The organism is Frisingicoccus sp. (assembly GCA_016298055.1).
Taxonomy (GTDB): domain Bacteria; phylum Bacillota; class Clostridia; order Lachnospirales; family Lachnospiraceae; genus Frisingicoccus.
In genome coordinates this window covers 1-15,994 of record JAEDDO010000037.1, presented here as the reverse complement: position 1 = coordinate 15,994, position 15,994 = coordinate 1, and the positions used below count along the sequence as shown (strand labels likewise).

General features: G+C 44.1%; 14 protein-coding genes and 1 other RNA gene. 12 read left to right on the top strand and 3 right to left on the bottom strand.

The features are described from left to right. The 5 genes from QZZ35_RS04950 to QZZ35_RS04930 form a co-directional block, all read left to right on the top strand. On the top strand, positions 1-342 hold a 342-nt coding region (locus tag QZZ35_RS04950; RefSeq protein WP_291236397.1), incomplete at its 5' end, for a GTP-binding protein. 15 nt (positions 343-357) lie between these two features. Beyond that, a complete protein-coding gene (locus tag QZZ35_RS04945; protein ID WP_291236396.1) occupies positions 358-1,299 on the top strand; it encodes a TIGR03943 family putative permease subunit in 942 nt (313 codons plus the stop codon). 208 nt (positions 1,300-1,507) lie between these two features. Then, positions 1,508-1,735, top strand: coding sequence for a FeoA family protein (locus QZZ35_RS04940; RefSeq protein WP_291236395.1), 228 nt, complete (start codon positions 1,508-1,510; stop codon positions 1,733-1,735). Then, positions 1,732-3,789 carry a ferrous iron transport protein B gene (gene feoB, locus QZZ35_RS04935; protein ID WP_291236394.1) on the top strand — a complete coding sequence of 686 codons (2,058 nt, stop codon included), beginning with the start codon at positions 1,732-1,734 and terminating at the stop codon, positions 3,787-3,789. Before QZZ35_RS04940 ends, feoB begins: the two co-directional genes overlap by 4 nt. A 4-nt stretch (positions 3,790-3,793) precedes the next feature. Then, positions 3,794-3,976 carry a FeoB-associated Cys-rich membrane protein gene (locus tag QZZ35_RS04930; RefSeq protein WP_291236393.1) on the top strand — a complete coding sequence of 61 codons (183 nt, stop codon included), beginning with the start codon at positions 3,794-3,796 and terminating at the stop codon, positions 3,974-3,976. Between the two features lie 121 nt (positions 3,977-4,097). On the opposite strand, the gene QZZ35_RS04925 is transcribed toward QZZ35_RS04930, so the two are convergent. The 3 genes from QZZ35_RS04925 to mutY all read right to left on the bottom strand — a co-directional run bounded on the left by QZZ35_RS04925 (position 4,098) and on the right by mutY (position 8,110). Next, on the bottom strand, positions 4,098-5,489 hold the full coding sequence (locus QZZ35_RS04925; protein WP_291236392.1) for an amidohydrolase: 1,392 nt from the start codon (positions 5,487-5,489) through the stop codon (positions 4,098-4,100). A 45-nt stretch (positions 5,490-5,534) separates the two neighbouring features. Then, positions 5,535-6,893, bottom strand: coding sequence for a hypothetical protein (locus tag QZZ35_RS04920; protein WP_291236391.1), 1,359 nt, complete (start codon positions 6,891-6,893; stop codon positions 5,535-5,537). A 149-nt stretch (positions 6,894-7,042) separates the two neighbouring features. Next, complete coding sequence (gene mutY, locus QZZ35_RS04915; RefSeq protein WP_291236390.1) at positions 7,043-8,110, bottom strand: A/G-specific adenine glycosylase; 1,068 nt, start codon at positions 8,108-8,110, stop codon at positions 7,043-7,045. A gap of 207 nt (positions 8,111-8,317) precedes the next feature. On the opposite strand from mutY, the gene dnaG reads away from it, so the two are divergent. The 7 genes from dnaG to QZZ35_RS04880 all read left to right on the top strand — a co-directional run bounded on the left by dnaG (position 8,318) and on the right by QZZ35_RS04880 (position 15,763). Further along, positions 8,318-10,090 carry a DNA primase gene (dnaG, locus tag QZZ35_RS04910; RefSeq protein ID WP_291236389.1) on the top strand — a complete coding sequence of 591 codons (1,773 nt, stop codon included), beginning with the start codon at positions 8,318-8,320 and terminating at the stop codon, positions 10,088-10,090. Between the two features lie 37 nt (positions 10,091-10,127). Then, positions 10,128-11,204, top strand: coding sequence for an RNA polymerase sigma factor RpoD (rpoD, locus tag QZZ35_RS04905; protein ID WP_330635465.1), 1,077 nt, complete (start codon positions 10,128-10,130; stop codon positions 11,202-11,204). A gap of 8 nt (positions 11,205-11,212) precedes the next feature. After that, a complete protein-coding gene (locus QZZ35_RS04900) occupies positions 11,213-11,908 on the top strand; it encodes a tRNA (adenine(22)-N(1))-methyltransferase (RefSeq protein ID WP_291236388.1) in 696 nt (231 codons plus the stop codon). Between the two features lie 13 nt (positions 11,909-11,921). Then, on the top strand, positions 11,922-12,701 hold the full coding sequence (locus QZZ35_RS04895) for a Nif3-like dinuclear metal center hexameric protein (protein ID WP_291236387.1): 780 nt from the start codon (positions 11,922-11,924) through the stop codon (positions 12,699-12,701). A gap of 46 nt (positions 12,702-12,747) precedes the next feature. Then, positions 12,748-14,412, top strand: coding sequence for a nucleoside kinase (locus QZZ35_RS04890; RefSeq protein ID WP_291236386.1), 1,665 nt, complete (start codon positions 12,748-12,750; stop codon positions 14,410-14,412). A 40-nt stretch (positions 14,413-14,452) separates the two neighbouring features. After that, positions 14,453-14,801, top strand: an RNA gene (gene rnpB, locus QZZ35_RS04885) — RNase P RNA component class A. A gap of 92 nt (positions 14,802-14,893) precedes the next feature. Beyond that, entirely contained in the window at positions 14,894-15,763 is an 870-nt protein-coding gene (locus QZZ35_RS04880) for a CPBP family intramembrane glutamic endopeptidase (protein ID WP_291236385.1), read from the top strand. Positions 15,764-15,994: the final 231 nt, after the last annotated feature.

Sequence of the window (15,994 nt, the reverse complement as noted above, 5' to 3'; positions counted from 1 at the left end):
CATCATCATGACCATGGTCCGGATTGTACATGTGGCTGTCATGACCATGATCATCATCATGCAGATGAAATTTTTACAAGCTGGGGTCAGGAGACCGGGAAGAAATATGACCGTGAACAGATGCGTATGACACTGGATGTTTTAGCTCATACACAGGAATACGGCAGTGTGCTTCGTGCTAAGGGTATGGTTCCGGATACAGAAGGCGGATGGATCTATTTTGATCTTGTTCCGGGTGAATTTGAACTTCGTGACGGTGAAGCGGATGTCACAGGACGTCTGTGCGTGATCGGATCAGAATTAAAAGAGGACGAACTGGCACAGCTCTTTGGCCTGAAATAGAACGGAGGATAAGTCATGCAGATTCCTGTATATTTAATTACCGGTTTCCTTGAAAGCGGAAAGACAAGTTTTATTGAACAGGTCATTCTGGAAGGCAATTTTGTTGAAGACGAAAAAACACTTCTTATCCTGACAGAAGAGGGCGAAGTTGAGATTGAAGAGGAATTGCTGGAACAGTACAATGTGGATCTTATTGTTGTGGAAGATAAATCCGAATTTACGGTGGATTTTTTGAAAAAGTGCCGGAGAGAGCATCGCCCGCAGCAGGTCATTATCGAATATAACGGTATGTGGCCGGTGAGCGAATTCCTGAATATGCAGCTTCCTTACCGGTGGGAACTTTTCCAGATCGTATCCACGGTGGATGCCTCAACTTTCCAGCTGTATATGAATAATATGCGTTCCCTCATGTCCGAATTCCTCTCCTGCACCGGAATGGCTATTTTCAACCGGTGTGATGAGGACACGGATCTCTCTTATCTGATTCGAAATGTTAAGGTCCTCAACAGTAATGCGGAATTGATCTTTGAAGATGTGAACGGAGACATACTGGATCCGGGCGAAGATATTCTGCCTTATGATGTCAATCAGCCGATCATTGAAATTTCTGATGACAACTATGGCACCTGGTATCTGGACGCACTCGATCACGGCGAACGATATGAGGGAAAGGATGTTATTATAAAAGGCATGGTCTTTCGCTCACAGAATTTTGAAGAAGACTATTTTGTGCCGGGACGTATGGCAATGACCTGCTGTGCAGATGATGTGACATTTTTAGGTTTTCTTTGTAAAAGCAAATTTGCATCCCGGCTTAAAAATAAGCAGTGGGTCCGTGTGACGGCTGAAGTCAAACTGGAATATAAAGAAGAATATCACGGAATCGGACCTGTTCTCTATGCAAAACGCATTGAGAAAGCTACAAAACCAGAAGAGCCGATGGTTTACTTCAATTAGCCATGAGCCAATGGGGACGGAGTTTTTGGCTCTGTGAATACAGATGAAAAAGGAATCTCTTTTGAGATTCCTTTTTTCTATATGGTTATATGGGTAAAAAAGCCAAAAACTCCGTCCCCAATGGCATGGTTATTGACAACTAACTGAGCTTGTGATAAGATAGACGAGAAAAATGAGAAAAATTATCAATAAATGGAGGAATTGGAAGATGACATTATCTGAGAGTGTCCCTGGAAAGGTGTATACGGTGGAATCGACCAAACTAAATGAAAAAGTCGGCAGACGACTGGAAGCACTTGGATTGATCATAGGAACGAAGGTTGAGGTTTTGAATCGAAAGAAGACGGGAACGTTGATTTTTAAGGTGCGTGGGACCCGTCTGGCCGTCGGAAATGAAATTTCTGCCGGGATTTTTGTAAAGGAGGCCGTTGTATGAATCAGCAGGCAATCAATGTTGCTTTTGCGGGCAATCCAAACTGTGGAAAGACGACGCTGTTTAATGCCTATACGGGTGCAAGACTGAAGGTGTCGAACTGGCCGGGAGTTACGGTTGAGAAAAAGGAAGGTGCCTTTAAGTTTCATGACAATCAATATAAATTAGTGGATTTACCGGGATTATATAGTCTGACCTGTTATTCTACAGAAGAAATCTTATCACGCCAGTATCTTCTTGGTGATGAAGTGGACGTTGTCGTCGATGTGGCAGATGCATCGAATCTGGAACGAAATTTATATCTTACGCTTCAGCTTATTGAGCTTGGTAAACCGGTTATTCTGGCGTTAAATATGATGGATATTGTGGAAGAGAGAGGTATGGAGATCGATATGCATCGTTTGCCGGAGATGCTTGGTATTCCGGTTGTTCCCGTATCTGCGAGAAAGCGGACCGGTCTGGAAGTGTTAATGCATACCGTTGCCCATCATCAGGGCAAAGCCAACAGTGTGCCCGTCGAACATCATCATGACCTGGTTTGCCAGAGTGTCCATCGCCATAATCATCATCATGAATTTGCCATGGTTTATTCGGATGAGATTGAGGATAAGATTGATGACATTGAAGAAAGACTTTTGAAAAAATATCCGGATATTGTTAACCCGAGATGGCATGCGATTAAAATGCTGGAAAAAGATGTTGATATCATGAAGAAATATCCGGTATATGTTGGAGATATTGTTGACAAAAATTATGAGCATGAGATCATCAATCAGAAATATGATTTTATTGAGGAAATTATCGATGAAGTTGTTATGAACAAGGCGAGCAAGGAAGCGCGCACAGATAAAGCAGATGAATTGATGACTCATCCGGTATGGGGAATGCCGATCTTCTTCGGTATTATGGCGGTTGTCTTTTTGCTCACATTTGTTGTGGGTGATTGGATCTCCGGTGGTTTTGAAGTCGTGATCGGTATCGTGACGGATTTTATTCAAAAATCGATGATCGGCCTGCATTTGAGCGATGGGATCATTTCGCTTGTATGTGACGGTATCATTACCGGTGTGGGTGGCATTCTTACATTCCTGCCGAATATTTTTATTCTGTTTTTAGCACTGGCGTTTCTTGAAGACAGCGGTTATATGGCGCGTGTGGCTTATGTTATGGATGGCCTTATGGGCAAGATGGGACTTTCGGGAAGAGCATTTATACCGATGCTTCTTGGATTTGGATGTACGGTGCCGGCGATTATGAGTGCGCGTACTCTGGAAGATACGAGAGACCGTCTCAGAACGATTATGGTCACACCGTTCATGTCCTGCAGCGCACGTCTCCCGATTTACGTTCTTTTTTCAAAGATGTTTTTTGGAAAATACGCGATGATTGCCGCTTTTTCCATGTATGTGATCGGCCTTTTAGTGGCCATTGGGGTGGCACTCATTTACAGTAAGGTCGTATGCAGAAATGAAGAGAAAAACTGTCTTTTGATTGAGCTTCCGGAGTATAAAGCACCCAATGCCCGCACGATCATTATTTATGTGTGGGAGAAAGTTGCAGATTATCTGACAAAAGCCGGAACGACCATTTTGGCCGGATCGGTTATTTTGTGGGTGATCATGAATTTCGGGCCGGAGGGAATGGTGACAGACATTTCCCAGAGTTTTGCCGCAGGAATCGGATGTCTTCTTGTACCGATACTGGCACCGGCTGGTCTTGGATTATGGCAGATGGGTGTAGCTTTGATTTCCGGAATTGCAGCCAAAGAAATGGTTGTTTCAAGCTGTAGTGTACTTTTTGGCATGAATATTAATTCGGATGCGGGAATTGCAGCGTTTCAGAAGACGCTGGAAGGTATGGGCTTCGGAATGCTTAATGCCTACGCTTTGATGGTATTTTGCCTTCTTTATATACCATGCATGGCAACGATCGCAACAATACATAAAGAGACAGAGTCCTGGAAGTGGACAATCGCAATGATTCTTCTCCAGCTTCTCATTGCATGGGGAATGGCTGTGATCGTCTTTCAGGCAGGTTCATTTTTTATTGGAGGGTGATAAGATGATGGGTTCAATTATTGTCGGAGTATGCATCGGAGCATATGTACTCTGGGTGGTATGCCGAAAAATCCGCCGATTGAAAGAAGGAAAATGCACATGTGGCTGCAGCGGCTGCAGTGCCAGTGGGGACGGAGTTTGTGGCTTTATTAATAGAGATGAAACGGGGACTTCATGTAAAAATTGAAAAAGCCTTATTTTGTGAAAATTTCAAGAAGAGTTTACAAGTGAAAAAGGCCACATCAAAGGATTTGCCAATGATGTGGTCTTTTCTTGTACTTTTTAATACCATATGGTCATGCAGGTATTTATGTTGTTTCAGATTCCAGAAGCTTTGGTGTGACCTCCGATGGAATAGGACAACGATAAGGATGATTTCCTGTTTTTTCCCGAAGTTGTTTCCATGCTGTTTCGATGATTTCAGGATTTTCACAAACATCGATTGCAGTTGCTGCGATGATCTGACCGGCATAAAGCATTCCTTTGTGCGCAAAATCACTTTTTCCGCAGGCAACAGCCTGCCAGCTGTGAGCGGCAGTTCCTATCGGCCAGGTGCTCGTAGCACACTGAGAAAGCGGACAAACCCAGCTCACATCACCGGTATCCGAAGATCCGGGAATAGGAATATTTCCCGCTTTGTTCCAAGGCAGAGGTGCTAAGTTAAACGCATTTTCAGAAATTTTGTCAGCGGGTGTCTGGGTTTTAACAATTTCACGTGCAAATTCAATATCTTCGGCCTGTGCAACAGGGTTTGGAATTTCGCACATGTTGTTGTACATGACCTCATCCAGTGCCGGAATCAGTACGGTATTGCTGGTGCCTTTCAGAAGTTTGATCTCCACCTGTGTATCGGTCATCATGGCGGCACCTTTGGCTATGTTATTGACCCGTTCATACAGATCGGCAAGCTCAGGCGCATAAGGTGCTCGCATCTGATACAGTGCGGACGCATAGGCCTGAACAATATTAGGGGAAATTCCACCCGTATCCGTAATGGCATAATGCACTCTTGAGGTTGATGGAATATGTTCCCGGAGAAATTGAACGCCGATATTCATCAATTCAAGCGCATCAAGGGCACTTCTTCCTGCTTCCGGTGCTGCCGCAGCATGAGATGCTTTGCCGGTAAAACTGTAACGGACGACATTATTTGCCAAAACGGGTCCGGGAGGCAGCATATTATGGGAATCCGGATGCCAGCTGAAAGCCGCATCGAGGCGGTCAAAACAGCCTTCACGGGCCATAAAAGTTTTTCCGCTGCCGCCTTCTTCGGCCGGACAGCCGAAAAATACGACAGTTCCGGTTTTTCCATTTGTTTCCAGGTAATGCTTGAAGCCAACAGCACCCATGAGTGCACCAACGCCAAGAAGATTATGACCGCAGCCATGTCCGTTCCCTCCGGTTGTCAGGGGCTCTTTGACGGAAATACCCGCTTTCTGACTCAGACCCGGAAGTGCATCATATTCTCCCAGGAAGCCAATGACAGGCTTTCCGCTTCCCCATTCGGCACGGAACGCTGTTTTCAGTCCTGCTATACCAACGGTTGTCGTGAAACCTTCAGCTTTAAGAAAATCCGCATAATCCTGTGCTGATTGTTCCTCTTGAAAACGGATTTCTGCATTTTCCCATATTTTGTCGCTGAGTGTATAGAAATCCGATGCTCTTTCTTCCAGATATTGGATTATTGTCCGCTTATCCATTTATATTCTCCTTTCCTAAATCGAATCGTCGTTTGTTGTATGTTATTACTCTGTTTTTACACTATGAGCCTTTCTTTTTCCTGAGAAGCACACGATGAGAATGGCCGAAAGCAGGAGTATGGCACTGCAGATCAGTCCGACCTTGTGCAGCAAAAGGCTGAGACTCGGATCCGGGATACCGGCCGCATAGGCTTCAAGAAGATTTTGATGGATCCGGAATTCTCCGCACAAATAGATTGTAAAAAAGAGTACCAGTTGTTCAAGGATACTGCCTGCCGCATAGATTCTGAGTCGGACGAGGGAACGCTCCAACGGCTCATGGCGTTCATCCTTCATGTATCTCGCTGCAGCTTCTGTTGCCGTGATATTGCCGAAAGCCATGGAAAGCATTATTCCGATCAGATTGATGGTCTGTGACGGGGCAATCAAAAGAAAAGCAAATGCTGCCGAGAGAAGCATGGATACATGGCTTAATTTGGTGTCTGTCAAAAATTTTGACAGAAATTTTCGGAGCAGCATCGACAAGATTGTTCCTATGGCGATAGCAAGATAGATCAGTATTCCCATGGAGGAATTGCCGACGGAATTATGGTAGATCAGGCTGAACAACAGAAGGTAGCTTTTTACCGCACCGGCCCAGTAGGTCTGATAGACAAAAACCCCGTAATGTCGGTGCCTGAACATCTCAAGAATAATTAAAATGATCACCAAAGAAGGTGCCAGCCAGAGCAGTGCGGAAACACTGGACTGTTTATACTGACGCAGTATGAACAGGCAGAGCAGTGACAGTATGCCGAAAACGAAATATACCAGATTACTTTTGTCGGTGTCAAAGGCCTTTTGTTGTGCAAATAACGTATCACCGTCAAAACGAATGAGAATCCACAACGCACAAACAATGTACAGAAGAAACAGGACAGGAACGACCAGAAGGTAAATTTTTCCAAGCACAAGTGCCGTCAGCATGACCAGCAGATAAAGACCGGTACCGATACTTTTTCCTTTTTTCAGGGAAGGGTTCTGTTCTGTCACACCGGCATAAATCGGAATGAACATAGCGTGAAACGGAGAAAGACCGATTCCGATCAGCAATGCGCTTAGCATAAGAAGAGGACGGTAAAAAAATGACATCAGCATCAGAATCGATCCCGAAAGTACTATCAACAGTCCGCCTTTCAAAATTCTGTAAGGATTTGTAATTTGGCCGAATCCGCGCAGAGCGATCAAGCAGGCTCTCAGTACGGAATATACGATGATCACAGGTACAAAAAAGTTCACCGTTGTTGATTTTTCGGTCAGCAGACTGGAAAAAATCAGAAACGGCAGCATCATGTAGCTTTCTGATAAACTGTAAAGTACGCCCAGCTTCAGTTTACTTAAAGGTCGTTTTTGAATCGGCATCATTGGTACACCTCCCCCATATCTTCAAAAAATCTCAGTATATTCATATCATACTGTACAGACCTTAACATAGCAAGAGAAAAACAGGATCCAGGCAAAATTTCATAAAACAGGCATAAAATGCTTATATTTTCAAGTCTGTTTTTCAAATTTTATTTGGCAGATACGCCAGAAAAGCCACAAACTCCGTCCCCAATGGCTTTGCGATGGGCGGTTGATATGGGGAGAAGTGTCAGTTCGTCTTGTGAGTATAAAGTGTAGTTTTCGGATAGAATTTTTTCTTCTGGATCTGTGATCTCGCCGAGGTAGACGCTCATGTGCCAGATGCGGTGGGAAAAAACGTGTTTGACCTCTTTTATATATTCGCAGAGACGAACGGAAAGACCGTATTGATCATAAAAATGTTCTTCAAAACTTATAGGTGATTCGACTTCGTACTGAACGAATCCGTAAAGGTTTTGGAGAAGGCCTTCTTCGTTTTTAATGAGAAAATATTTGTCTCCTTTTTTTAAGATGGCGGTAATGTAGTAAATATCGGATTTGGATGTGTTTTTTATTTTTACCGGAAGAATCGCCGTTGTATCCGCCTGGTAAGCCTCACACAGATTTTGCACAGGGCAATTGGTACAATCCGGATGTTTTGGCGTGCAGATCATGGCACCCAGATCCATCATGGCCTGATTAAAAAGCGATGGGTCACAGCCATGGATAAGTTCATCCATAAGTATCTGATAATTTTTTTTCGTCTTTTCCAGTGCAATATTATCCTGGCGGTTATAAATACGGGAGAGAATACGCAGTGTGTTCCCGTCGATGACGCCTTTTTCCTGACCGAAGGCAATGCTTGAAATGGCGCTGGCGGTGTAATTTCCGATACCTTTCAGTTTTATAATACGGTCATAGGTGTCGGGAAAATGTCCGTCATAGTTTTCGATGATCGTTTGTGCCGCTTCTTTCATGTGGCGTACACGGCGGTAGTATCCGAGGCCTTCCCAGAGTTTAAAGACAAGATCGTCATCTGCCAGAGCGAGAGACTTGATGTCCGGGAGTGTTTCCAGAAACCGAACATAGTAAGGTTTTACGGTATCTACCTGTGTCTGCTGGAGCATGATCTCACTGACCCATATGGCATAAGGATCATTTGTGTGGCGCCATGGAAGATCACGGCCCTTATTTTTGTACCATGTTATTAAATTTTTTTGAAAATGTTGTATATTCATTAATTCTTTCATGGGCACAGTGTAACACATTTTTCGTTTTTTTTCTATAATAACAGAAGGATTTTTCGGGATGGATGCAGAAAATATATAATAAGGAGAGATTTACATGAATGTTTGAGTAAAACAAAAAATTAAAGCAAAAGAGTGTATGTCTGTTCAATATTTGTATGAAGAACTGCACATACTTTTTGTATGGAAGGTGGTAGGATGTTTTATACGGATGATACGATTGAAGAGGTCCGTTCAAGAAATGATGTGGTTGACCTTATTGGAAATTATATAAAGCTGACAAAAAAAGGCAGTTCCTATTTTGGACTTTGTCCTTTTCATAATGAAAAATCACCTTCTTTTTCTGTGAGCAGAGATAAGCAGATGTATTATTGCTTTGGCTGCGGTGCCGGGGGGAATGTATTTACATTTATTATGGAATACGAGAATTATACCTTCATGGAGGCAGTAAAGTATCTGGCAGAGCGGGCAGGTATAAAACTTCCGGAGACAGAAATGACAGAAGAGGCAAAAAAGATTCAGGGAAAGCGACAGCGCCTTCTGGATATCCATAAGCTGGCTGCCAGATATTTTTATTACCAGCTGAAGGGAAAGGATGGGGCGAATGCCCGGTCCTATTTTGAAGAGCGTCGTCTGGAAGGGGCAACGATTACCCACTTTGGTCTGGGATTTTCAAATCCTTATCGGGATGACCTGTATCAGTTTTTGAGAAGCAAAGGCTATGAGGATGATATTTTGAAAGAATCCGGACTTGTGTCCATCGATGAAAAATACGGGGCACATGATAAGTTCTGGAACAGAGTGATGTTTCCAATCATGGATGTCAACAATAAGGTGATCGGTTTTGGCGGCCGTGTGCTCGGGGAAGGAACACCAAAGTATTTGAATTCTCCGGAAACACTGCTCTTTGACAAAAGCCGAAATCTCTACGGGCTGAATTTTGCGCGTACGTCCAGAAAGTCTTATTTTATTATATGTGAAGGTTACATGGATGTGATCGCCATGCATCAGGCCGGCTTTAATAATGCGGTGGCATCGCTTGGAACCGCTTTTACATTACAGCATGCCAATCTTCTTAAACGTTATACAGAAGAAGTTTTGCTGGCTTATGACAGTGATGAAGCCGGAGTAAAAGCTGCTCTTCGCGCGATCCCGATGCTCCGTTCAGCGGGACTTCGCATAAAGATCATTCATATGGACCCTTATAAGGATCCGGATGAATTTATAAAAAACCTTGGCGTTGAAGCTTTTCAGGAGCGGATCGATCAGGCAGAGAACAGCTTTATGTTTGAAATTTCTATTCTGGAGACGTCCTTTGATATGGCAGATCCGGATGGAAAGACACGATTTTTCAATGCGGTTGCCAAACGACTTCTGGAATTTGATCAGGAACTGGAGAGGAATAATTATATAGAAGCGCTGGCAAGAAAATATGGTATAAGCTTTGAAAATCTCCAGAAACTTGTCAATCGCTATGGTCTGGCCATGCCTGAAAAAGTGAATACTTACGAAGCGAAAGAAAAGCCGGCCATCCATCAAAAGTCAGACCCGGATTATCCGGAGGCAGTGCTGGCTTCACAGAAACTTTTACTGACCTGGCTTGTCAATGATGTGTCGTTGTTTAAAAAGATTCGTCCGTGGATCAGTTGGGAGGATTTTGTTCACCCGGTATACAGTTCAGTGTGTCGGGCCGTTTATGAATCTATTGAGTCCACAGGCCAGATCGTCCCGGGCCAGATCATTAATCTGTTCCAGGAAAAAGAAGAACAGAATCTTGTAGCCGGTATATTCAATTCGGATATTTCCGGCATTGAAGATAAAAATGCAAAAGAAAAAGCGCTTACCGAAACGATCCTGCGAATTAAACGGTTTCATCTGGATGAGATGAGCCGTCATATTAAAGATCTGGGAGAGCTGCAGAAAATTATCCATATGAAATCCGATTTACAGAATTTGCATATTTCTCTATAGTGTGGAAAGACTATAGACAAATTATGAGGAGGAAAAAATGGGCGGTAAAATGACATTTGACGAACGTTTGAACACATTGATCATGTCGGAAAAAAATGGGGGAGCCGGAATGGCTCTGCAGGAGGTTCTTGATTATTTTGCAGATATGGATCTGACAGAAGACCAGATCGAGAAGGTCTATCTGGCCCTGGAAAAGTCACATGAAGATTTTCTTGAAGATGATGTACAGGAGAATTTTTCAGAGAATGACGGGGATATGGATCTGTCTGCCCCGGAAGGCACGCGGATGGACGATCCGGTGCGTATGTATTTGAAGGAGATAGGAACGGTTCCACTTTTATCGGCGGAGGAAGAGCTTGAACTGGCAAAACGCATTGAACAGGGAGATGAGGAGGCAAGAAACCGTTTGTCAGAGGCGAATCTGCGTCTTGTAGTCAGCATTGCAAAGCGCTATGTGGGCAGAGGCATGCTTTTTCTCGATCTCATTCAGGAAGGAAATCTGGGACTCATTAAAGCGGTTGAAAAATTTGATTATCGTAAAGGATATAAGTTCAGTACCTATGCGACCTGGTGGATCCGTCAGGCAATCACGCGGGCGATTGCAGATCAGTCACGAACGATCCGTATTCCTGTCCATATGGTGGAAACGATAAATAAGCTGAGAAAAGTTTCAAGACAGATGCTTCAGGAACTGGGACGGGAAGCGACAACGGAGGAGATTGCGGAGCGGATGGAGATGCCGGTGGAGAAGGTGCAGGAGATCATGAAGATGTCGATGGAGCCGGTATCTTTAGAGACACCGGTGGGTGAGGAAGAGGACAGCCATCTGGGTGATTTTATCCAGGATGATCAGATGCCGATGCCGGCGGATGCAGCAGTTTACAAGATGCTCCAGGAAGAAGTGGCCAGTGTGTTGTCGATGCTTTCCGAGAGGGAAGCGAAAGTTCTTCGGCTGCGTTTCGGACTGGAAGACGGTCGTGCGCGGACCCTGGAGGAAGTTGGCAAAGAATTTGATGTGACACGCGAGCGGATCCGTCAGATCGAGGCAAAGGCATTGAGAAAGATCGGTGCCCGTAGCCGGAGTACAAAATTATTTGACTTTTTGTCAGATTAGGAGAAATAATGTTAAAAATATCAGAAAGACTTATTGAAGTGGCCAGCCTGGTGCCGAAGGGATGCCGTCTGGCAGATGTGGGGACAGATCACGGTTACGTGCCGATATGGCTGCTTCAGAATCAATATATTACCTCTGCGATCGCCATGGATGTGAACAGAGGGCCTTTAAAAAGAGCAGAGGAAAACAGAGACAAATATGGTTTTGCCGAAGTGATGGATATCCGTCTTTCAGACGGTCTTGAAAAATTAAGACCGGGGGAGGCGGATACGGTGTTGATCGCCGGAATGGGAGGTCCGCTGATGATCCGCATTCTGGAAGAGGGAAGGGCGAATGCTGCCGGAGCCTCGACCTGGGTACTTCAGCCCCAGTCCGAAATTCCGTCGGTGCGCCGTTATCTGATAGAGAATGGCTTTGATATCGTACGGGAGATCATGCTCAAAGACGAAGGAAAATATTATATGGCGATGCAGGCGGTTCCGGGTGAGGCCGAACTGTGGAGTGATACAGAATATCTTTTTGGAAGATTTTTACTCAGAGAAAAGCACCCGGTCCTGAAAGAATTTATTTTGAAAGAGCATAGAGTTTATGAAAGTATCCGAAAAAAATTGCTGGAGACGGGACAGGAATCCGGCGAGCGCTACAAAGAAGTGACAGAATATCTGAAAGCTTTGGAAGAAGCGGAAGAATATTATAAGAGATAAGCAGGTGATACATATGCAGGGAAACATATTATACGAACTTCTTCAGTCCTATTTTCCGAATGAAGCGGCGATGTCCTGGGATAATGTGGGACTTTTATGCGGCCGTATGGACAAAGAGATTAAAAAGATCTATCTTGCACTGGATGCAACGACCGATGTGATCGAGGATGCGGTGAGCCAGGGGGCAGATCTTTTGCTGACCCATCATCCTTTGATTTTTTCCGGAATTAAGCGAATTGAGGAGAAAGACTTTTTGGGGGAGAGGCTGCTTACGCTTATTGAAAATCATGTGACATGTTATGCCATGCACACGAATTACGATGTTAAGCGCATGGCGGATATTGCCGCAGAGCGGATGGAACTTAAAAATCTTCAGGTTTTAGAGCCCACATCCCCTGACGGAAGTGAGGGCATCGGCTATACGGGTGATCTGGAAGATCCGATGTCACTCAGAGACCTGGCTTTAAAAATAAAAGACAGGTTTGCCATTCCGGATGTAAGGATTTACGGTGATCCAAACCGCAGTATCCGAAGGGTTTCGGTCTGTCCGGGGTCAGCTAAAGGGATGGAGGATTATGCGCTCAGACAGGGCGGAGACGTTCTTGTAGGCGGCGATTTCGGCCATCATGAAGGTTTGGACTGTATGGAGAAAGGGATTGCAGTCATTGATGCGGGACATTATGGACTGGAGCATGTTTTTATGGAAGATATGGCTCAGTTTTTGAACAGGCATTGTCCGGATGTGACAGTTATTCAGGCGAAGGAGGCCTATCCTTTTACGACAATCATGTAGGGGATACAATTCCCCAACATCATTATTATTAAAGCAGGTGATTTTTATGGGTGAAAGTAATCAGATTCAGGTCAATGTACTGGGGGACATTTATGAATATCCACAGGGAACAACACTTCAGAAAATAGGGGCGGATTTTCAGACGAGATATCCACATATGATCATTATGGCCCGGGTCAATGGAAAACTGCGGGAATTAAATTATGTTATCCCTCCGGATGCCGATGTGGAATTTATTACCATCGGTGATAAAGTGGGCGAACAGTCCTATCGCCGGACAGCCACGCTTATTTTGACAAAGGCTGTATCGGATGTCATCGGAAAAGATGCGGGTCTGATCGTTCAGTTTTCCATGCATAAGGGTTATTACTGTGAAATTTGCGGACATATGCCGGTTGAAGAAGACGTTCTTGAAAAGATCGAAAAACGGATGAAAGAACTGATCCGGCAGAATCTTCCGATAAAAAAACAGATCGTTACATCGGATGAAGCACAGAAAATCTTCAGATCCAACGGCATGGAAGCAAAAGCCAGACTTTTAAAATATCGTCGGTCTTCCTGGGTCAATATGTATCAGCTGGAAGATATATCCGATTATTATTATGGTTATATGGCACCATCCACCGGTTATATCAAGTGGTTTGAACTGATTCCTTTCCATGAAGGTTTTGTTATCCAGATGCCGGTAGCCGAAGCTCCGGAGATTCTTCAGCGCTTTGAACCGTCAGAAAAGATTTTCCATGCTTTAAAGGAATCAACGATCTGGGGAGAAAAAATCGGTGTCTGCAATGCGGGACAGCTCAATGAATATATATGTAAAGGTGATATTACCGAACTTATGCTTGTGTCAGAGGCCTTGCAGGAGAAGAATATTTCGGAGATAGCGGAGGACATTTATAATAAAGGCAAGCGTATCGTTCTGATCGCCGGACCGTCATCATCGGGAAAAACAACTTTTTCACACAGACTGAGTGTTCAGCTTCGTGCCCGTGGCTTAAAACCGCATCCGATAGCGGTGGATAATTATTTCCTTGACCGGGAAAAGACACCAAGGGATGAACAGGGAAATTATAATTTTGAATGTCTTGAGGCGATTAATATCAAGCAGTTCAATGACGATATGAATGGCCTTCTCGCCGGAGAACGGGTGGAGCTTCCGATTTTTAATTTTATCAGCGGAAAGTCGGAATACGGTAAGAATAATTATATGCAGATCGGCCAGGAGGATGTTCTTGTCATCGAGGGCATTCATTGTCTCAATGATGCACTCACACCGTCGATCCCAAAAGAGGACAAGTATAAAGTCTATATCAGCGCACTGACACAGCTGAATCTGGATGAACATAACCGTATCGCCACAACCGATGCCCGCTTACTGCGGCGTATTGTCCGGGATGCGGCGCACAGGGGAACAAAAGCATCCGAAACGATTGCTATGTGGTATTCGGTTCGACGGGGAGAGGAAGTGAATATCTTCCCGTACCAGGAAAGTGCAGACAGGCTTTTCAATTCGGCCCTTATTTATGAGCTGTCAGTGTTGAAGCAGTTTGCCGAACCTCTTCTTTTTAACATTCGTCCGGAACAGAAAGAATATGAGGAAGCGAAACGGCTGTTGCGGCTTCTGGATTATTTCGTCGGTGTGACCAGTGAAAATGTTCCGAAGAATTCTATTTTGAGAGAATTTATCGGAGGCAGTTATTTTAATGTTTAACCGCTTTACAATCAGGAAAAAGAGTGATAGAATAATATCTCAAGCCTGTTGAATGGTCGCGCCTGTTGATACCGAAAGGTTTCAGGTGAGGAAAGTCCGAGCTTCACAGGGCAGGATGCCGGATAACGTCCGGTGGAGGCGACTCTAAGGAAAGTGCAACAGAAATAAACCGCCGGCTTCGGCCGGTAAGGGTGGAAAGGCGAGGTAAGAGCTCACCGCTCTTCTGGTAACAGAAGAGGCTCTGTAAACCCCATCCGAAGCAAGACCGCACATGGGGCGATACGGCTGCCCGTCGTGCCTCAGGGTAGGTCGCTGGAGCTTCCTGGCAACAGGAAGTCGAGATAGATGACCATTTTTAACATAACTCGGCTTATAGACAGACTTGCAGAAAAAAGATACTGATTTTCAGTGTCTTTTTTCATTATAACAGCAACTTTTACAGTAAGATTTTGGGATCAAAAAAGGTAATGGTGATGTACAAATGAATTCGATGAAAAATGCACTGAGGGTCATATCCCCGATTATAATCTATCTGTGTGTGGAGCAGGTGGTCGGTTTCCTGATCAACTTTTTTTATACGATGAGCATTTATGACAGCAGCAAAGAGTGGAGTCAGGAAGTGGAGAACGAACTGTATGAGGCTCTCTATGAGATGCTGAGTAAAAATATGATTTTGATAACCGGAGTCATCTCAGCGATATGTCTGCTCATTTTTTATATTATGATGAACAGAGAGTGGAGAAAACGGACCTATTATATTGAGGAGACCCGGCCGGTCTATGTAAAATACCTGTATGTTGCAGCAGCATCCATCGGTCTGACCGTTGCAGCTAATCTGGCGATCAATGCTTTTGAAGTGTTTAGTTATGCCGGTGATTATACCCAGATAGCCGATGAGCTTTATTCTGAGCCTTTGTATCTTCAGATATTGATTATCGGAATACTGGCACCTGTCTGTGAAGAGCTTATGTTCCGCGGGCTGATCTATGAACGGCTCACTTCCTTTTCAAATCCCCGTTCAGCAATGATCGTCACAAGTATTTTGTTCGGTGTTTTCCACGGCACGATGATACAGATCATTTATGCATTTTTCTTTTCTCTTTTTATGATATATGCCTACAGACGGGCAGGATCTTTTCTGGCACCGGTCATGTTTCACATTATCAGCAATCTGACATGTATTGTGTTAAGTCAGATCGATCCGTTATCATCTATGGGATACTCCATCGGAATCGTTCTTTTTGCCATGATTGGTCTGTATGGCCTTTATATGCTTAAAAACGGACATTTTTTCACAGTCGTCCATACAAATCGTCAAATGGACGGGAATTTAGGAGAAATGCCGGATTAAGTGTCGCTCAAATTGAATTTACCCGGTGAAAAAAACAGGATATAATCATTGACATAACTGGTAAAATCATGTATCATAAAGACAGAACAGATGTTCTGAGAGCGTTACGATAAGGAGAATTTTTATGGCAGGCAAAGTGGATAAAGTAGATAGAACAGATAAAGCAGATAAAACGGATAAGATGAAAGCCCTTGATGCAGCCATTGCCAATATTGAGAAACATTATGGCAA